General features: G+C 43.8%; 16 protein-coding genes. 9 read left to right on the top strand and 7 right to left on the bottom strand.

What is annotated here, in order from left to right; all coding sequences use genetic code 11:
* Positions 1–10 precede the first annotated feature (10 nt).
* From prc to VIA_RS15210, 3 genes are all read right to left on the bottom strand, one after another.
* Entirely contained in the window at positions 11–2,008 is a 1,998-nt protein-coding gene (prc, locus tag VIA_RS15220) for a carboxy terminal-processing peptidase (protein ID WP_004414011.1), read from the bottom strand.
* A gap of 17 nt (positions 2,009–2,025) precedes the next feature.
* The gene (proQ, locus tag VIA_RS15215) at positions 2,026–2,655 is read right to left on the bottom strand and encodes an RNA chaperone ProQ (protein WP_004414009.1); all 630 of its coding nucleotides are present in this window, start codon (positions 2,653–2,655) and stop codon (positions 2,026–2,028) included.
* A gap of 99 nt (positions 2,656–2,754) precedes the next feature.
* Positions 2,755–3,228 carry a GAF domain-containing protein gene (locus VIA_RS15210; RefSeq protein ID WP_004414008.1) on the bottom strand — a complete coding sequence of 158 codons (474 nt, stop codon included), beginning with the start codon at positions 3,226–3,228 and terminating at the stop codon, positions 2,755–2,757.
* 101 nt (positions 3,229–3,329) lie between these two features.
* On the opposite strand from VIA_RS15210, the gene VIA_RS15205 reads away from it, so the two are divergent.
* From VIA_RS15205 to rsmF, 4 genes are all read left to right on the top strand, one after another.
* A complete protein-coding gene (locus VIA_RS15205) occupies positions 3,330–5,126 on the top strand; it encodes an ABC transporter ATP-binding protein (RefSeq protein WP_004414006.1) in 1,797 nt (598 codons plus the stop codon).
* A gap of 33 nt (positions 5,127–5,159) precedes the next feature.
* Positions 5,160–6,419: a paraquat-inducible protein A gene (locus VIA_RS15200; protein WP_004414004.1), complete on the top strand. Its 1,260-nt coding sequence runs from the start codon at positions 5,160–5,162 to the stop codon at positions 6,417–6,419.
* A complete protein-coding gene (locus VIA_RS15195; protein WP_004416929.1) occupies positions 6,412–9,045 on the top strand; it encodes an MlaD family protein in 2,634 nt (877 codons plus the stop codon). Before VIA_RS15200 ends, VIA_RS15195 begins: the two co-directional genes overlap by 8 nt.
* Before the next feature lie 87 nt (positions 9,046–9,132).
* Positions 9,133–10,557, top strand: a complete 1,425-nt coding sequence (rsmF, locus tag VIA_RS15190; protein WP_004414000.1) for a 16S rRNA (cytosine(1407)-C(5))-methyltransferase RsmF — start codon at positions 9,133–9,135, stop codon at positions 10,555–10,557.
* 199 nt (positions 10,558–10,756) lie between these two features.
* Here the strand turns inward: rsmF and VIA_RS15185 are convergent, their stop codons facing one another.
* On the bottom strand, positions 10,757–11,590 hold the full coding sequence (locus VIA_RS15185) for a CvfB family protein (protein WP_004413997.1): 834 nt from the start codon (positions 11,588–11,590) through the stop codon (positions 10,757–10,759).
* Between the two features lie 90 nt (positions 11,591–11,680).
* On the opposite strand from VIA_RS15185, the gene VIA_RS15180 reads away from it, so the two are divergent.
* Positions 11,681–13,066, top strand: coding sequence for a hypothetical protein (locus VIA_RS15180; protein ID WP_004416931.1), 1,386 nt, complete (start codon positions 11,681–11,683; stop codon positions 13,064–13,066).
* On the opposite strand, the gene VIA_RS15175 is transcribed toward VIA_RS15180, so the two are convergent.
* Together VIA_RS15175 and VIA_RS15170 are read right to left on the bottom strand one after the other, a co-directional pair.
* Positions 13,035–13,514, bottom strand: a complete 480-nt coding sequence (locus VIA_RS15175) for a DUF4442 domain-containing protein (RefSeq protein WP_004413995.1) — start codon at positions 13,512–13,514, stop codon at positions 13,035–13,037. The two genes, VIA_RS15180 and VIA_RS15175, sit on opposite strands and share 32 nt — an antisense overlap.
* Before the next feature lie 111 nt (positions 13,515–13,625).
* On the bottom strand, positions 13,626–14,513 hold the full coding sequence (locus VIA_RS15170) for a putative PEP-binding protein (protein ID WP_004413993.1): 888 nt from the start codon (positions 14,511–14,513) through the stop codon (positions 13,626–13,628).
* Positions 14,514–14,726: 213 nt separating this feature from the next.
* On the opposite strand from VIA_RS15170, the gene VIA_RS15165 reads away from it, so the two are divergent.
* Positions 14,727–15,779: a 3-deoxy-7-phosphoheptulonate synthase gene (locus tag VIA_RS15165; RefSeq protein WP_004416933.1), complete on the top strand. Its 1,053-nt coding sequence runs from the start codon at positions 14,727–14,729 to the stop codon at positions 15,777–15,779.
* Between the two features lie 16 nt (positions 15,780–15,795).
* Entirely contained in the window at positions 15,796–16,281 is a 486-nt protein-coding gene (locus tag VIA_RS15160) for a YajQ family cyclic di-GMP-binding protein (RefSeq protein ID WP_004413990.1), read from the top strand.
* Positions 16,282–16,333: 52 nt separating this feature from the next.
* Here VIA_RS15160 and VIA_RS15155 read toward each other — a convergent pair whose 3' ends face one another.
* A complete protein-coding gene (locus VIA_RS15155) occupies positions 16,334–17,272 on the bottom strand; it encodes an NAD(P)-dependent oxidoreductase (RefSeq protein ID WP_004413988.1) in 939 nt (312 codons plus the stop codon).
* Between the two features lie 459 nt (positions 17,273–17,731).
* Here VIA_RS15155 and VIA_RS15150 point away from each other — a divergent pair, with 459 nt between their 5' ends.
* Both VIA_RS15150 and VIA_RS15145 read left to right on the top strand, forming a co-directional pair.
* The gene (locus tag VIA_RS15150; protein ID WP_004413986.1) at positions 17,732–18,760 is read left to right on the top strand and encodes an amino acid ABC transporter substrate-binding protein; all 1,029 of its coding nucleotides are present in this window, start codon (positions 17,732–17,734) and stop codon (positions 18,758–18,760) included.
* 76 nt (positions 18,761–18,836) lie between these two features.
* Entirely contained in the window at positions 18,837–20,039 is a 1,203-nt protein-coding gene (locus VIA_RS15145; RefSeq protein ID WP_004413984.1) for an amino acid ABC transporter permease, read from the top strand.

Below are 20,039 nucleotides of genomic sequence, written 5' to 3'. Positions count from 1 at the left end.
ACTCATTTTATTAAGATTTAATCATATCAACCATAATGGCTACAGATTCATCCAAATAAGCATCTGGTGCCTCATAATCCTTTGGTACATCATCTAAAGTACTAAAGGTTTTCTCACCAAGTGCTTTTTGTCGCTGATTTATACGTTCAAGCCGTTTCTCATCAGCTTTATCGCTTTCAGCTTTACGAGTCTTCTCGTTTAATGACAAAGTATTATCGTCTTTTTCAGCTTTGTACTTTTCAATATCTTCTGCGATAAAGCGGAATTCGAGATCTTTCGCAATACGAACTTGGTGCTTGGCGGCCAGTTTACCGACCAAAGGCTCGTTACGCTGTAACACTTCGTATTTCGCTTTATCAATACTGTCCCAAGGTAGCGCGTTATCCTCAACACTTTCACCCGTTTCACTTGGGTCAACAGCTGTTGGGAATGCGATATCTGGTGCAACACCTTTATTCTGAGTACTGCCGCCATCAATGCGGTAGAACTTCTGAATAGTATATTGAACGTAACCTAGCTCTTTATCGAACAGATCATAGATATGATTCAATGAACGGTGTTGCTGTACGGTACCTTTACCAAATGAGTTTTCACCCAGAACGATAGCTCTACCATAATCTTGCATCGCTGCCGCAAAGATTTCTGATGCTGAGGCACTGTATCGATTCACCAAGACAGTCAGTGGACCTTGGTAACTAATTTTACCATCAGTATCACTGTTAACATTGACGCGGCCGTAACTGTCACGCACCTGCACAACGGGTCCACTTGTAATAAACAAGCCGGAAAGTGCCGTCGCTTCAGTTAATGCACCACCACCGTTATTACGTAAATCAACGATAATGCCATCAACGCCTTTTTCTTTAAGCTCGCCGATAAGTTTATCTGTATCTTTAGCTAAGCCGACGTAGAAACTAGGTACTTCTAGAACACCAATCTTCTTGCCGTCTTTTTCAATGACTTCAGATTTGACTGCTCTGTCTTCAAGACGAATCTTATCTCGAACGATGGTAATGACTTCAGCCTTAACATCCTTGCCTTCAGGTAAGATTTGCAGGTTGACCTTGGTTCCTTTCGGTCCCTTGATCAACTGAACAACGTCATCGAGACGCCAGCCAATAACATCAACAATATCTTCACCATCTTGACCAACACCTATGATGCGATCACCTTCGGCAAGTTGTTTGCTATTAGACGCAGGGCCACCAGCAACAAGAGAACGAATAACCGTATAATCATCAGTCATTTGCAGTACTGCGCCAATCCCCTCTAGAGACAGGTTCATCTCTGTTTGGAACTGGTCGGCACTACGAGGTGAAAGATAGCTAGTATGAGGATCTACTTCGCGCGCAAATGCATTCATGTATAGCTGGAAGGCATCTTCATTATGCGTTTGGCTAAGGCGTTTAAGAGCATTGTTATAACGCTTACCTAATACCTCTTTGATCTCATTCCAATCTTTGCCCGTCAGCTTTAAGTTAAGCGCATCGTATTTCACACGTTTGCGCCACAACTCATCAAGTTCAGCCGTGCTTTGTGGCCAAGCTTCTTCACTTCGGTCAAGTTCGATTGTCTCATCACTATCAAAAGTCATCTCTTTATCTAGCAGCCCTAACGCATACTGGAAACGTTCGTAACGACGCTTGATAGAAAGATTGTAAACATCGAATGCGATCTGGTTATCACCCGACTTCAATTGGTCATCAATACCTGCTGACCAACTATTGAATGAGTCAATATCTGCTTGAGTAAAGATATTGCGATTGAAATCAAGCATTTCGATATAACGTTCGAAAATAGCCTGAGAAAACTGATCGTTTAACGAGAAGTGTTTGTAGTGAGAGCGAGTAAAGCGAGACGTAACACGTTTGCTTGCTGTCTCATGCTGAGCTTCAGGAGTAAGGACTGGTAAGTCCTCAAGAGTGATATTTGCTTCTAGAGCATTGGCTGAAGAAGCTGCTAGCCATAGGCTAGCAGCAATCAGCGACAATTTTGAACGGCATTTCATGCGTAGGAGTATCTCCTTTATGCGCGTAAATGCTCCGCTTTTACAACCATTTGTAGGCCGTTAGTCAGCTGAACACGCACATCTTCCTTATTGATTTCAACGATAGTCGCAGCCATATTTCCTTTGCCCATATTTACGTTTACTTGATTACCGACTGTTACTTCGTCAGCGTTCAGAGCGCGCGTCTCTACTGGCTTGCTGGCCTTTTGTACTTTGTTCTGTTGCGGACGACGAGCTTGAGGCTTCTTCGCCGCTGGTTTCGCTTTAGCTTTACCTTCTTCGCGAGCTTTCTGAGCTTGCTCTTTACGACGAGCTTGCACTTTAGCCTTGCTTTCAGCTAGTGCAGTCTTTGCGTGTTCTACGTGTTCTTCATCAAGCTCACCTGCTGGGTTGCCATCTAAATCTACACGTACTGCACCAGGCTTAACACCGTGAAGGTAACGCCATGATGAAGTGTACTGTCTTAACGCTGCACGAAGTTGAGTTTTGCTTACTTTCGGGTCGTCAGTTAGACGCTCCGCAAGATCTTGAAAAATACCAATTTTAAGTGGCTTAGCTTCACCTTCTAAAGTAAAGCACTTAGGGAAACATTCAGCAATATATGCGATAACTTCTTTGCTGTTTTTTAACTTTTCAGTGTTTTCCATGTGGATTCCTGGTTATTGCGGCATGTCCGCGAGCATTAAGTATAAATATTTGAGGTATTATAGTGACCTGCAAGCGAAAAACCACACTCAATAATCAATTTATGCCTTGATAGCGTGTGAATTAAGCAGCTTTTCTACTTCACTCATCAAAAAAGTCAGTCCTTGCTCGTCAGTTTCGCTGAATCGGCCTACTTTTGGGCTATCAATATCTAAAACGCCAGCGATTTGACCATTGATAGAAAATGGAATCACTATCTCAGAGTTACTTTCCGCGTCACAAGCAATGTGACCTTCAAATTCATGGACATCATAAATGCGCTGAACACGATTTTGTGCCACCGCAGTACCACAGACTCCTCGCCCTACCGGAATTCGCACACAAGCGGGCTTACCTTGAAACGGCCCCAGCACCAACTCATCGTCCTTCATTAAATAAAAGCCAACCCAATTTAACTCTTCAAGCTCCATATTTAGGAGTGAACTAATGTTCGATAAGTTAGCAATTAGATCCGTTTCCGATTCAATAAGTGCGATCGCTTGCTTGGTTAAGCGTTGGAAATGTTCTATTTTCATAAGGTCTATACGTCCTACTATTCCATTTGAAAATTAGAGACTTCTAGCATGAATCTGCGTACAATCGCCGCAAACCATAAATAGTAAGCATTCTCATTATAATGATAGATAATCACAACACTATTAGCCGTTCTTGGTTGATAACACAAGTAAAAAAGCACAAATCAAAGCTAATATTTGCCAATGTGATTGCTTTATTAGCCACCTTGATTAGTGTGCCTATTCCTCTTCTTATGCCATTAATGGTCGATGAGGTACTTCTGGATCAACCAGGGTCAGGCCTTGCTGTTATGGACATGGTGTTGCCTACTTCTATGCAAACACCGACGGGCTACATTTTTCTCACACTACTGCTTGTTGTCATAATGCGTAGTGCCAGCCAAGCTTTGAGTATCGTACAAAGCCGTCAATTTACCCTAGTCTCAAAAACCATTACCTACCAGATGCGCAGCAAAATGATTGATAAGCTTGGCCGCATCAGCATTCGTCAATACGAAACCCGAGGTAGCGGTGGCATTAATGCTCACTTAATTACCGATATTGAGACCATTGATCAGTTCATTGGTTCGACATTAAGTAAATTTATTATCAGCCTACTCACGGTCATCGGCACCGCAGGCGTTCTTTTATGGCTAGATTGGCGTTTAGGCCTGTTCATCCTATTGGTGAACCCTGTTGTCATTTACTTCTCTCGTAAATTAGGTAGCAAGGTCAAACACCTTAAAAAACGAGAGAACCAATCGTTCGAACGTTTTCAAAACCGCTTAGTTGAAACACTAGATGGTATCTATCAGCTGCGCGCTGCTAACCGAGAACGTGAATTCCTCAATGAATTAAAAGGCCAAGCCGATCAAATACGCCGCGATGCCGATAAATACGCTTGGCAATCAGAGGCTGCTGGACGCGTCTCTTTCTTACTGTTTCTGTTAGGATTTGAATTATTCCGGGCCGTCGCTATGTTGATGGTACTGTTTAGCGATCTCACTATTGGTCAAATCTTCGCAGTATTCGGTTACTTATGGTTTATGCTTTCACCCGTTCAGGAGCTATTAGGTATCCAGTTTTCTTGGTACAGCGCTAAAGCTGCGCTAAAACGTATCAATGCCCTATTAGATCTTGAAGAAGAACACCGCCCAGTGAGTCAGGTCAACCCATTTACCGATGACCGTGAAGTTGATATTGAGATCCAAAATGTTAACTTTTCATATAATGAAGAAGTCAAAGTCTTATCTGACCTGAGCTTAACCATCCCTGCGGGTAAGAAAGTCGCACTGGTTGGTGCCAGTGGCGGAGGTAAATCGACACTCATTCAGCTACTCATCGGCGTCTATCAGCAAGACTCTGGTTTAATTAAGTTTAATGGTCACACCACTGACGAAATTAGTTTTGACATAATTAGAGAACAAATAGCCGTTGTATTACAACAGCCTATACTCTTTAATGACACTTTAAGGCATAATCTGACGCTAGGCTCAGCATATGATGACTTGCAGCTATGGCGCGCGCTTGAAATCGCCCAAATGCAAGATGTGATTAATCAGTTGAGCGATGGGCTTGAAACTCAAATCGGCCGCAGCGGCATTCGATTATCTGGCGGGCAAAGGCAGCGTTTAGCCATTGCTCGCATGGTGTTGAGTAATCCAAGGTTTGTTATTCTTGATGAAGCAACATCTGCGCTTGATACAGCGACTGAAGCCGCATTGCACAAAGCGCTTACTGAATTTTTAAAAGGTCGTACAACCTTGATCGTCGCACATCGTTTGTCTGCCGTTAAACAAGCAGACCTAATTTATGTTCTGGAAGATGGTCAAGTCGCGCAAGTGGGTACGCATGGAGAGTTGGTTGAACAACAAGGCTTATATCAAACCTTATATGGGAACGTGCAAACACACGCTTAGCCCAAACAATCTACATCAATTAGGAGAGAAGCGATGAGCTCCTCTTCTAAGCTTCATGCACACTCTAGCAAACTTGCATCCGTAAGGTTATGTCACGGCTGCGAGCTTCCGGTTGACCTTATTGATGTCGAGCAAGGCAAAAGCGCCCATTGCCCGCGTTGCAACACTCATCTGTATCGAGGCGGCACCCCTTCTCTTTCCGGAAACCTTGCCGTCGCCGTCGCGTGCCTTCTGCTATTTATACCTTCTCACTTTTTCGATTTTATCAGTATTCGTTTATTTGGGATGATGATCCCTGCCACACTGCCTTCAGGTGTCATGAGTCTGTTTAGTGAAGGGTTTGTTTTACTTTCGATCTTAATCATTTTTTGTAGCTCTATCGCGCCACTCTTGGTGTGTAGCTCTGTCGTCACCGCACATATCGCGCTGAAATATCGCGCTTTTAAACTGCTCAAATATTCACTTTCCATTATTCAGCATCTTAAAAACTGGGTAATGATTGATGTATTCCTCGTCAGTATCGCCATCTCTTGTTTTAAACTTCAGGATTATTCTGACATCTATGTTGGGCCTGGCCTTATCGGCCTAGTTCTGCTCCAAGTCGCAACTATATTATTGATTACTCGCGTGAGTGTTCGTCGTTACTGGGAGGCCTTCCACCCTGAAGATAACTACCTCCTGACAGAGAAAACGCTACACTGTCACCAATGTCATTTATCCCAACCCGAGGGTGAATTCTGTGTACGATGCGATAGCCCCATTCACCATCGTAAGCCAAATTCAATCCAGAAAACTTGGGCATATCTGATCGCAGCGAGTATCGCTATCTTCCCTGCTAACCTAATTCCAATTTCGATTCTTCTGACTAACGGTAAACGTCTAGAAGACACCATTTTTTCTGGTGTCGCATCACTTGTAAACAGTGGCATGATTGGTATTGCTGTGATCATCTTTGTCGCTAGTATCGTCGTTCCGGTCGCTAAAATTATTGGACTCTCATATTTGTTACTGGCGATACAATTCAAAAGAAAGATCTATCACAAACACAGAATGTTTATCTATTTTGTGATTAAGTGGATTGGACGTTGGTCGATGATGGATCTGTTTGTTATTTCCATCATGATGACCCTAGTCGATCGTGGCCAAGTACTCGACTTTACTCCCGGCTATGGTGCTGTAGCGTTTGGTTTGGTGGTTGTTTTGACCATGCTGGCCGCTGAAAGTATGGATCCAAGGTTAATTTGGGATAACTACCCTGATGAAGTTAAACAAAAAGAGTCTATAAATGAGTAATTCATCTCCCACTCAAAACTCGTATTCACCACATATCAAGCGCAATAAAGGGATTTCGCCACTGTGGCTATTGCCGATAATCACCATGGTGCTTGCTGGTTGGTTAGTGTTTAAAGCTGTTCAAGATGCAGGGCAACGAGTACAGATCTATTTCTCCGATGCTCAAGGCCTGATTGCTGGTCGAACAACAATCCGATACCAAGGCCTTGAAGTGGGTATGGTCAAAGACATCAACTTAGCGGAAGATCTTCAAAGTATCTATGTTGACGCCGATATTTACCCAGAAGCGACCAAGCTTCTAACCAAGGAAACACGCTTTTGGATGGTAAAACCAACCGCGAGCCTTTCTGGTATATCAGGCCTAGACGCACTTGTCTCCGGTAACTACATCGCAATTTCACCGGGCAACAACCCTTCTGAACCAGAGACAAAATTTACCGCTTTAGAGCGAGCGCCATCCGACCTACTGGTTTCTGAGGGGCTCAATATTTCACTGAAATCGCGCGATCTTGGCGGTATCTCTGTCGGTTCTCAAATCGTTTATCGCAAGATACCTATTGGTGAAGTCTACAGCTATCAACTCGACTCACAATCTAAAAACGTCATCATTCAAGCTTCAATTCAAGACGAATATCGCCATATTATTACCGACGACAGCCGCTTCTGGAACGTGAGCGGTATCGGCGCAAACATTGGCTTTCAAGGTGTCGATGTTCGCTTAGAAAGTTTAAGCGCACTGATCGGCGGTTCAATCGCCGTTGACTCACCAGATGGGGGGAACCCTGTCGCGGACAATACGTTATTTAGACTCTATAAAGATATTAAAACAGCCGGACGCGGTATTGCGATTAAAATTGCCCTACCTGACGGCAGTAATATCAGCGCATCAGGGGCCCCTATTATGTATAGAGGCTTAGAAGTTGGCCAAATCACGGACCTGCAGTTAAACGAAGGTCGTGAAGAAATCGTCGCTTCTGCCGCTATTCAACCTGCATTTAGTGATATGTTAACGACAGGAAGCCGCTTCATACTTGAAGAAGCGAAAGTATCACTTTCTGGTGTTGAGAACATTGCAAACATTGTTAAAGGTAACTTCTTAACAATTGTTCCTGGTGAAGGTGACCGCTCGCGTGCCTTTAGTGCAATCCGTAAAGATGACTTCAACCGCCAACAAGCGCGTTCGGTATCTTTACAACTCGTTGCGGACAACTCTTTTGGTCTTGATAAAGGCGCGAATATTCTCTATCGAGGTATTAGTATTGGCTCAGTTACCCAGGTCAGCCTTGATAAAGATAAAGTCCACTTCGATATTCTGATCGACAGCACCTACGCTTCGCTGATCAAATCGCAAAATCGCTTCTTTGTCACGGGAAGTGCGAGCGCAGAACTGACTGAATCTGGATTAAACATCACAGTTCCACCGGCAAAACAGCTTTTAACTGGATCAATTAGCTTTGTCAGTGAAGGTAAAGAGTCACCTTTAAAGGAATACAAGCTTTACCCAAGTAAGTCATTGGCCGAGTTAGCCAAGTACAATATGTCAGGCTCTACCCAATTAACCTTGTTTGCCAACGAACTGCCACCGATCAGTAAAGGTAGCCCACTTTTATATCGCAACTTACAAGTCGGCAGTATTTCAGATTTTTACTTAGTCGACGGAGGCGTAATCATCACAGCAAGCATCGAGAACCAATATAAACACCTTGTGACTGAGCAAACCGTTTTTTGGAACCGCTCCGGCGTTGAAATAGATGCGAGTTTGGCAGGTGTGAGCGTTAAAGCTGCGCCACTAAAATCGCTTATTCAAGGTGGCCTTGCGTTTGACTCTCTGCCTGGTGTCGACAATAAGCAAAATGGTAAATGGATACTTTATGATGATTTCAAAACTGCTCGCAAGTTTGGTCAGGTGATCACGTTGACCTTCGAAGGTGAAAATACGCTTTCGAAAGGAACAGTGATCAATTACAACGGAATCAAAGTGGGTGAAGTAACACTGGTCGTGCCGAACTTTAAGCGTCAAAGCGTCGAGGTTAAAGCTCGTATTCTACCGGAATATACTGACTCTATCGCTGCTGAAGGCTCATACTTCTGGTTACCGAAAGCTGAAGTCGGCTTACGTGGCGTGAAAAACATCCAAAACTTGCTGTCTCAATCGATCAGTGTTCAACCGGGTCAAGGCAAAACGAAAAATACCTTTACTCTACACAAGACAAAACAAGCAACTAAGGGTGTTCAGTTTACGCTCCAAAGCGAATCGAGAGGCTCAATTGCTATCGGTACACCGGTGCTTTACCGTGATATCGAAGTCGGCGAAGTAACACATGTACAACTGGGCGAATTTGCGGATCGCATCGTGTCTAACATTGTTATCCGTCCTGAGTACGCATATCTAGTTCGACAAAACAGTGTCTTTTGGAATGCGTCTGGCGTCGATGTCTCTATAGGGCTAACCGGGGCGAACATTAAGGCGGGAACATTCGACAGCCTTGTTCGTGGGGGGATCTCCTTCTCTACTCCAGAGCAAAGCCAATTGCAGCCTATCGCAAAACACGGCCATACCTTCTACCTCAATGCGAAAGCAGAAGAAAACTGGAAGGCATGGAGAACCGCCATTCCTAAACCATAATCATTAAGAAAAACGCAGCCTAATCGCTGCGTTTTTTTTATTAATTGGCTATAATCATCGCCCTTTCAAGCTTGTAGAGACAGAACCTTGCATCAGAACGTATATCTTCCAGCCGAATTCCTCAGCGAAATTGAAGCGATTCTTCCATCTAACCTTAATATGGAAGACTTCATCGCCGCTTGCCAACGTCCACTGCGTAAAAGTATTCGCGTCAACACGCTAAAGATTTCGATTGATGCATTCCTAACACGAGCTAAAAGTAAAGGTTGGCAACTGGAACCCGTTCCTTGGTGTGAAGAAGGCTTCTGGATTGAAGCAGATGAATCGCAAGTGCCGTTAGGTAACACCGCAGAACACATGTCTGGATTATTCTATATTCAAGAAGCTAGCTCAATGATGCCGGTTGCAGCGCTGTTTGATAACCAAGGTGATGATTTTACATCAGTACTCGATATGGCAGCAGCCCCGGGTTCAAAGACCACTCAAATTGCGGCGAAAATGGAAAACGCAGGTGTGTTAGTCGCCAATGAGTTTTCTGCCAGCCGAGTAAAAGTACTGCATGCGAACATTGAACGTTGTGGCGTTCGTAATACAGCCCTATCTAACTACGATGGGCGTGTCTTTGGTGGCTGGCTACCGGAACAATTTAATGCCGTACTTATCGATGCTCCATGCTCTGGTGAAGGCACCGTTCGTAAAGACGCCGACGCGATGAAAAACTGGAATAAAGAATCCGTGCTCTCTATTGCAGAGACGCAAAAGGATCTTATCGAAAGCGCGTTCCATGCACTCAAGCCAAATGGTGTCATGGTTTACTCGACTTGTACTCTTAGTGTTGAAGAAAATCAGCAGGTTTGTCTCCACCTAAAAGAAACCTTTGGCGACCTTGTTGAGTTCGAAAGCCTAGCCGATCTATTTACCGGTGCGGAAAAATCGCTAACCGAAGAAGGCTTCCTACACATTTTCCCACAGGTATACGATTGTGAAGGCTTCTTTGTCGCTAAAATTCGTAAAACAGGCTCTGTCGATGCACCAAAAGTTAAAAAACGTTTAGGTAAGTTTCCGTTTGAGAAAGCAAGCGCGAAGATTGAAAACGACATTGCTACACAGTTAAAAGATACGTTAGGTGTTTCACTGCCTGACGACACATCAATTTGGTTACGTGACAATGATGTTTGGCTATTCCCGAGTGCATTAGAGCCTATGCTTGGTGAGTTCCGTTTTTCACGTATGGGGATAAAAATCGCCGAGGCTCATAAGAAAGGTTACCGTTGGCAGCACCAAGTCGCGACGACGCTTGCCACTGGCGAAGAGTCTATGTGTGTAGCACTTTCTATTGATGATGCCCGAGAGTGGTTTATGGGACGAGACGTTCGCCCTGCTGAGCTTTCAGGTAAAGGTGAAGTGTTCGTAAAGTTTGATAACGATGTGATTGGCTTAGGAAAATGGGTCGGAAATCGTATTAAGAATGGTTTGCCACGAGAGCTGGTAAGAGATAAAAACCTATTCTAAACCGTAAAACATTAGTATGAAATTCTACACAAGCCGCGCAAACTCCAGATATTGTACTACAATTATTTTATTGATTTGAAATATCAACCAATTAGCGCAGGCTCAGTGTGAGCCCTTCCCCAGGCCCATAGCAGGATCAGCTTTGGGCCACTTTTTTTAAGCCGCACAACACGACGGCTTAAGGCTGAGAAGAGCGTCGTTAAGCTAAACGAATACCTTCTTTATCGATAACAATCTTGCCTTGTTTGTATAGACCACCAATGGTCTTTTTGAAGGTGCCTTTACTGGTTCTAAACGCCGAAAAGATCGCTTCTGGTGAAGACTTATCGTTCAATGGAAGAAAGCCGCCTTTTTTCTCAAGCAAATCCATCACTTTCTGGCTCAAGTCGTCCATCTTCTCTACACCAATCTTTTGCAGTGACAGGTCAATTTTGCCATCTTCGCGAATGCTCTTAATGTAGCCTTTGAGCTTTTTACCGATGAACAACTTACCAAACACATCAGACTTAAAGATCATTCCCCAGTGCTCACCTTCAACAATCGCTTTATAGCCTAAGTCACTACGTTCAGCGATAATTAAGTCAACTTGCTGGTTGCGTGAGTAGTTGGCCGGCGTTTTGTCTAATAGCTTGTTAAACTTAGTTGTACCAACAATGCGCCCAGACGCTTTGTCTGTATAAACGTAAACTAATACGTTCTGGCCTTCAGAAAAGCGAGCACGCTGCTCACTAAATGGAATAAGAAGGTCTTTACCTTTGATACCCCAATCTGCAAATGCGCCCGTCGCATTTACGCCCTCAATTTTCATAAGACCCCATTCACCCACTTGAGCGATTGGAGTTTCAGTTGTGGCGACTAACTGACTGTCAGAATCAAAGTATAAAAACGCATCAACAAAACCACCGACTTCTGTACCTTCAGGAACAAAACGGTTTGGTAGTAAGGTTGTGCCATAATCCCCCGCATCAAGGAATACGCCAAAATCGGCTGTCTTTACAACTTCTAAGTGGTTAATCTGACCAACTTTAATCATTTCAACTGTCTCTTGTTAAATTTGCGGTGATTATAGCGAATCTCTGTTATGCTTGCGCCAGATATTTAGTACTTTTTTTAGGAGCATTAATTGTTAACTGTTGATAAGCAGGACGGCATAACTCTCAAGATTTCACATGCAATGGCAGCAACTAAAAAGTCAGACCTTGACTTGTATTTTTTCGTCCCTGGCGAACTCGGGCTGTCCTCTGACGTTATCAAAGAGAGTGAGTTCTACTACGAGTCTATTACTCAAAAACGCGCTTATTACAGTGACAAAACGCTCTTACCCTTGGTACACAGTCGACTCGCCAAACGAGGCCGACTCTCTACAACTCAATACCGCGTAAGCTTGAGTCTCTTCGCCTATCAATACGTGATCGCTCTAGACAAAGCAGTCAACGAGCTCAATAAGCACAATAAAGAGAGCGTCACTACAGACGAAGTCGACGAGGTGATTAAGTTATCTCTCGATATTCTCAAGAAACTGCGCCGTGGTATTCCTTATGAAGAAAGCTTAAAGCGCTACTACGCCAATATCGATAACTACTTGTCTTGGTACACTGGCCAACGCTTGATGTCGCTGGTGGCACACATGCCACGTGATAGCGAATATAAAAGCCTAAAAGAAAGCTTACTGGCCATCGTCGAAAAAGAAGCCGCCCATCGAAAACTAAATAACTACAACTCCAAAAGCGTACGTGACGACGTAACGCGATTGAGTAATAAGATGCGCTTGCTACGACGATTGATTGAACACCCTGTTGTGTTACAAGAAAAGACGCAGTCATTAGGCAAAAACATGAAACGTGTCGTTAAAGGCGGAGCTACTGGGTTTGTCATGGTGTTCGTTACCATTACGGCAATTCTCGCGCGCGACTACTGGGGTGAGATTACCGCTTCGTTCATTGTTTTAATGTCATTCGTTTACGCGCTACGCGAAATTTTCAAAGATGACCTTCGCGATGTGATGTGGCGTTGGATCCGAAAAGGACGTCCTAAGTGGCGCAAATTGTACTTAGACCCGACCACCAAAAAAGCCGTTGGGCAAAAACTTGAATGGCTTGATTATAAGGTTCTAGATAAATTACCCGATCGCATCAAGTCAATCCGAAAGAAGCGCGTGGTTCAGAGAGAGGAACAAATTCTCCACTATAGCTCTAAGACTGAGATGTCGACATCGAAGTTCATGAGTGGTTATGAAGAAACCAGAGAATCACTCTTGGTCAGTATGCGAGAGCTCACTCGTTTGATGGATAAAGGCTCGAACAAGGTCTACACCCATAACAACGGTCAAGTAAGCCGCGAATCGGTAGAGAAACGCCACTTAATCAACCTCATTGCCAGAGAAAACAATCACAACGGTCAAGTCACTTATTACCGTTGGAAGATTGTCTTAAACCGAAGCAAAATTGTCGCTGTCGAGCAAATGGAAGTCGAAGAGGTTAATCACCCTTTCGCTTCAGTGACAGAGTAAGATAAAACTCCGCCATGGGTTCATCGCCATGAAGTGATGGACAGATGGCGGTAATTTTTACCGCTTCATTCACTCTTTCTCCGGTATCGAACGTTCGCTGCAGCATCTGATCGATCTGTTTGCCGTCTTCGCAGATGAAATGAACGTCAGCTTCAGGACGCTTTAAAAACTGTCCTTCTACAGCTTTAAAGGCTAGTGAGACCTTTCTGCCGCTATCCTGCGCTTTACTCATTGCCATAAAACCACCAGCAACGTCAGCCCCAACGGCTAACACACCAAAATACATGCTGTTTAAATGGTTCTTTGTTCGTCGTCTGATCGGAATTTTGACTTCGACTCGCTCGTTATCAAGATGAAGAATTTTTGGTCTTGCTAACCATATGAATGGCACTTTGAAAAAACCAAAGAAGTTGAGGTATAGGTTTGCTTTAGTAAGCGGAGATAACATGAGACTAGTCCGACCAGTGAATGTGCAACTAGTTCATAATGAATAAAGGCCAATGTCAACATTTTGTTAACATTGGCCTTATAAAACAGTGAACTGCCAACGTCGACTAGGTTACAGTGTCACTACCGCATCCACATTATCGTAGTCTGTTACTGACTCTTGAATGCGAGCATATTGTTCAAGTGCATTGCTACAGACAACAACAGGCTTATTGCTGCCATGCGCTGACTTCACCACTTGCTCAATCAGTTGGATAACGGCATCGCTTTGAGGATCAAACAAGTATTCAAGCTCTTCACTTAATCGGTCAATGCCCAGTGTAAATTGTGCTAGATTTTCTAAGTTAACCACTACGCCATCAAAGTAATGCAACAATCTTTCGGAAAGTAGTGCTCCTGCTGGTACATCAACGGTATACAGCACCTTTAAGCCATTCAAACCGCGAGGAAGCCCCTGCTCTGCCAACAAATCAATGATTTTAGCCGCATCAGAGAGCCCGCGTACAAAAGGCACCACGATCTCTACATTGCAATCTTGTGCTTGCAGCACCTTAATCACTTTACACTCGAGTGCAAACTGACGGTTAAATGGTTGCGCGGCAAATCGAGATACGCCTCTAACACCAAGTGCTGGGTTCGTTTCTTGCAAATCAACGTTACCACCTAGTAGCGAGCTAAAACTGTCGCTATCTGCGCCACTCAAACTTACACGAACGACGGTATGATTAGGCTTAACTGCTGACAGAATCTGGTTCGTTAACGTCGAAACGAAGTGTGTTTCAACATCTAAGCCACCTAAGATCGCGTTGATAGAAGCGGCCTCTACTTCGTCCAAAGGTTCTTTAGATTCCATATAAGCAGGGTGATAAAAAACATGCTCTAGAATTAACTCAGACAAAGATACAAACAGATGAGAACCCTCAAATTCCGTATCTAATTTTGGCAGAAACTCGCCAATGTTTAATGAAGGATGCAAACTGCTCGAACTATTTTGATTCATTACTGCTCCGTGCAAACATTTTGTTGTGTTTATAATCTTCAACATACCGTTCGAGTTACGCTAACACAAGGGTAGATCCGCATTTTTACTTTACGTAAGTGCATAATTTTTCAGATTTACACACCGATAGAGATAAGATTGACGATAAGTGGTTTATTCCTAGGTTCGTTTCCGCTATCTTTACCGCTTCGAAATAGAAATACAGGCTGTGGTATGCCACTTAAAACCGATGAATTAAGAACCCAACCACTGGGTCCAATGCCAACTCCGGCAGAACTAGGAAGCGCGCATCCGATTACGGACGAAGTCGCAGAGCGCATTGCACAGTCACGTCGTCAAATTGAAAATATTCTTTCAGGGGAAGACCAACGCCTATTGGTAATCGTCGGCCCTTGTTCAGTGCATGATACAGAAGCAGCTATCGATTACGCTGAGCGTCTCGCTGCGATTCAAGAGCAATACAAAGATGAGCTCTTTGTTGTTATGCGTACTTACTTTGAGAAGCCACGTACTGTTGTAGGTTGGAAAGGTCTGATTACCGATCCTAATCTCGACGGTTCTTACGCTCTTGAAGCTGGTTTGCACAAAGCGCGTAAATTGCTTCTTGATATCAACAAGCTTGGCCTAGCAACTGCGACTGAGTTCCTCGATATGATTACTGGTCAGTACATTGCTGATCTCATCACTTGGGGCGCGATTGGTGCACGTACGACTGAATCACAAATCCACCGTGAGATGGCTTCTGCGCTATCTTGCCCTGTTGGGTTTAAAAACGGTACCAACGGCAACATTAAAATCGCCATTGATGCAATTCGAGCATCTCACGCATCGCATTATTTCTATTCTCCGGATAAAAACGGGCGCATGACGGTTTATCGCACCAGTGGTAACCCATTTGGTCATGTGATTCTACGTGGTGGTGAGACAGGTCCTAACTTTGATGCAGAATCAGTAGACGCTGCCTGTAAACAACTTGGTGAATTCGGTTTACCAGAGCGTTTAGTTGTTGATTTCAGCCATGCTAACTGCCAGAAGCAGCACCGTAAGCAATTGGATGTCGCTAAAGATATCTGTGAGCAAATCAAGTCAGGTAAGAATCAGGTTGCGGGTATTATGGCAGAGAGCTTCATCCTTGAAGGCAATCAGCCGATGACTGACCTCGACAACCTAACTTACGGACAGTCTATTACTGACCCGTGTCTAGGTTGGGACGATACAAGTACCATGCTTGAAATGTTAGCTAACGCTGTTAAAGCCCGTTCATAATTAAAAGGATTCCTACATGCCATCATTTGATATTGTGTCTGAAGTCGATTCAGTAGAACTTCGCAATGCAGTCGATAATGCTTCACGTGAGCTTTCAACTCGTTTTGATTTCCGTGGTGTTGAAGCCTCTTTTGAAATGCAAAAAGACGAATCCGTTAGATTGAACGCTGAGGGCGACTTCCAACTTAAGCAAATGCGTGACATTTTGCGCGGAAACTTAGCAAAGCGTGGCGTTGATGCAAGTTCAATGGAAGCAAAAGGCGAAGAAGCGACTGGCAAAAATTGGCATCAAATTGTTCTCTTTAAACAAGGTATCGAAACGCCAATGGCGAAAAAGATCGTTAAATTAATTAAAGACAACAAAATGAAAGTTCAAGCTTCGATTCAAGGTGAGAAAGTTCGCGTAACGGGTAAAAAGCGTGATGACCTACAAGCGGTTATTGCACTTATTCGCGATGCAGAGCTTGGCCAACCGTTCCAATACGATAACTTCCGTGACTAACTACGCCTAGTCCAAATAGAAAGGCCAGATACGTTTTCGTATCTGGCCTTTTTTATTTTTGGCTTCCGAGTGAGATGATGGTGTCTGTGCCTTGTATAAAAGTCACGTTTGTCGAATGGGGTGCAAGTAACACCACCACCCTTTTATCTTCTTTCTTCGCGCTTTCTATCTGTGTTGATAAGTCTGCTTGATTCGCGAACTCTATACGCTCGGCATCTCGCCTGACCAGATCAACAAAGGCAAACGGGCATTGGCTGTCGAACAAGACAATTTCAGCCTGTTGCATCAGTCGTAACGCTTTTAATGTTAATAGCTCGACATCATGGCCATATTCGACCCAGGTCATCGAGCCTTTACGACTAAAACCTGCCTCTAGTGCTTTTTGATACGCCGCTTCAAGACAAGCATGACTACTGGCACTATCAACATCAGGGCGTGCAAAGAACATTTCCCAAAACTTACGGCGCTCGTCGACGGTAGGCAGTTTTTCTTTTATATCATTACGCTTAGAGGCAGCAAAATCGGCCTGCAACGATAAGTTCTGAGGTAGTACCGCTTCTATCTTCTCACGCATATTACGGATCAGCACAGGCGCTGCACCGCCACTGGAAATCGCCAGTTGAATGCGGCCTCGGTTAATCATCGAAGGAGTAATAAAGTCACAATAAGGCAAGTCGTCGACAACATTGACTAAAATCCCCTTTCGTTTCGCATCACGATGTACCTGATGATTTAAGCTCGGGTTATCTGTTGTCGCCCAAACCTGCACGTACGACGTCTCAAGCAACTCTTCAGAATAGAAACCTTGAATCCACTGGCACTCGCCTTTATCGATCAACTGACTCAGATAATCTTCAACTTGAGGGGAGACGATCGTCACACTCGCTCCTGCCCTAACTAAGCTATCCACTTTACGACTCGCGACTTCTCCACCACCTACGACTAATACGGGTTTATGGTTCAAATTCACGAATAGAGGAAAATACTGCATTTCATTCCTTGATGTGTATAAGGGGCTGTTCTACTGATACTACCAAAAACAAGTCAAAACGTAGATGCCCAATCTTTCACCCGACCAACATATAACCAAATTTTCAACGATCTTTAGTCAGATATTCCAGAACTGTATGGATTGTATAATTTTCAAACCTAAAATCATTGATAATTTTATCACACCAGTCTGTCATTGCCATTTTGTGAACTTATACACTGTTTACATTGTCATAACATTTCGCCATTCTAATGTCTGTCAGGAAATGTGAGTTCATTCAAAAATCTTTTTAAATTATAGAGTTGTGAAAACACAATTCCTTTCCTACGCTTATAACTGGTTGATTTAACAAAGACTCAATAAAGAGCACTGCAACCAAACAAATAAAGAAACACAACAGAGCTTAATCGTTGCATCGAAAAATCTCGATTTAACACGGATCATACAGGAAGGATACAAATGGCACATAAACTAACACTTCTTGCTTCAGTTGTAGCAGCATCTACTGCATTGATGTCTACTAGCGCTTCTGCAGCAGATAGCACGCTTGATAAAGTAACTAAACAAGGCTTTATAACTTGTGGTGTAAGTACTGGCTTGCCAGGCTTCTCTAACCCTAACTCTAAAGGTGAATGGGAAGGCATCGACGTAGAATACTGTCAAGGTCTTGCAGCTGCAGTATTGGGCGATAAGACAAAAGTAAAATACGTTCCTCTAACAGCAAAAGAGCGTTTCACTGCACTGCAATCTGGTGAAATCGACGTGCTTTCTCGTAACACAACATGGACACTGCACCGTGATACAGCACTTGGTTTGAACTTCGTTGGTGTTAACTACTACGATGGTCAAGGCTTCATGGTTAAGAAAGATCTTGGCCTTACAAGCGCGAAAGAGCTAGATGGCGCTTCTGTTTGTGTTCAGTCTGGTACAACAACTGAGCTTAACTTAGCAGACTACTTCCGTAATAGCGGTATGTCTTATAAGCCAGTTGTATTTGATACAGCAGCTCAAACATCTAAAGGTTTCGATGCTGGCCGTTGTGACGTATTAACTACTGACCAATCAGGTCTTTACGCTCTTCGCTTAAACCTTCAAGACCCTTCTTCAGCGCAAGTATTACCTGAAATCATTTCTAAAGAGCCATTAGGCCCAGTAGTACGTCAAGGTGACGATCAGTGGTTTAACATTGCTAAGTGGACACTTGCTGCAATGGTGAACGCAGAAGAGTACGGTATTTCATCTAAGAACGCCGACGAAATGCTGAAGTCTAAAGATCCAAACATCAAACGTATCCTAGGTGTAGATGGCCCTAAAGGTAAAGGTCTAGGTATTCGTGACGACTGGGGTTACCAAGTAATTAAACAAGTAGGTAACTACGGTGAGAGCTTCGAGCGTACAGTAGGTGAAGGTTCACCTCTACAAATCTCTCGTGGCGTGAACGCTCTGTGGAATGCAGGCGGCTTCATGTACGCTCCACCAATCCGTTAACTTTTATAGTTACAACCCAAAATGGGCGGTTTTGGCCGCCCTTTTTAATATAAAATGGATTTGAGGTTATAGTTGTATGAAACCTACTAATGCAGCGTCTAGCGCGGATAACGGACCGGCTAAGAACGCGAACCTTATATACAATCCCACCTTTCGAGCTGTTGTTTTCCAAATCATTGCGATTGCAGCACTTGTTTTCTTCTTTTACACGATTGTCAATAATGCACTTACCAACTTAGAAGCTCGCGGTATCGCCACGGGTTTTGATTTCCTCGATCAAGAAGCCGGCTTTGGGATTGGCCTAACGCTGATTGAATACGATGAAACCTACTCTTATGGCCGAACTTTCGTCATCGGTCTGCTAAATACCGCTTTAGTCTCCTTTTTCGGTATTATTCTCGCTACTGTGATTGGTTTTATCATGGGTATCGCACGTTTATCATCTAACTGGTTAGTTAGTCGATTGGCAGCGGTTTATATCGAGATATTCCGTAACGTTCCGCTACTTCTGCAAATCTTTTTTTGGTACTTTGCAGTATTACAAGCACTGCCATCAGCGAGACAAAGTCTGAGCTTAGGCGAAGCCATTTTCCTCAATGTACGAGGTTTGTACTTCCCTGCTCCTATTTTTGAACAAGGTTCGTCGATCGTTGTCGCCACATTTGTCATTGGTCTCATCGCATCGATCGTCATCGGTATTTGGGCTAAGAACAAGCAGAAGTTAACAGGTCAACAAACTCCTATGGGCCGCATAGCGCTTGGGCTTTGTGTCGTGCTTCCTGTCATTGTTTACTTTTTGATGGGTTCACCTATTTCAGCAGAGCTCCCAGAACTAAAAGGGTTCAACTTCCGTGGCGGCATCAGTATCATTCCTGAACTTGCTGCACTATTGCTTGCACTGAGTATCTATACGGCCTCTTTCATCGCAGAAATTGTCCGTTCTGGTATCAATGCCGTTAACCATGGTCAAACTGAAGCCGCGATGTCGCTTGGATTGCCGCGTTCACGTACCTTAAAGCTTGTTGTTATTCCTCAAGCCTTAAGAATCATCATCCCCCCACTGACAAGTCAATACTTGAACTTAACCAAAAACTCATCCCTTGCAATGGCGATTGGTTACCCTGACTTAGTTTCGGTTTTTGCAGGGACCACACTCAACCAAACGGGTCAAGCGATCGAAATCATCGCAATGACAATGGGTGTCTACCTCACTCTCAGCTTGCTGACATCAGCGCTGATGAACATTTATAACCGCAAAGTAGCGCTAGTGGAGAGATAG

It is taken from the genome of Vibrio orientalis CIP 102891 = ATCC 33934 (genome assembly GCF_000176235.1).
Taxonomy (GTDB): domain Bacteria; phylum Pseudomonadota; class Gammaproteobacteria; order Enterobacterales; family Vibrionaceae; genus Vibrio; species Vibrio orientalis.
The sequence above is the reverse complement of the archived record's forward strand: the minus strand, read 5'-3'. Positions and strand labels throughout refer to the sequence as shown.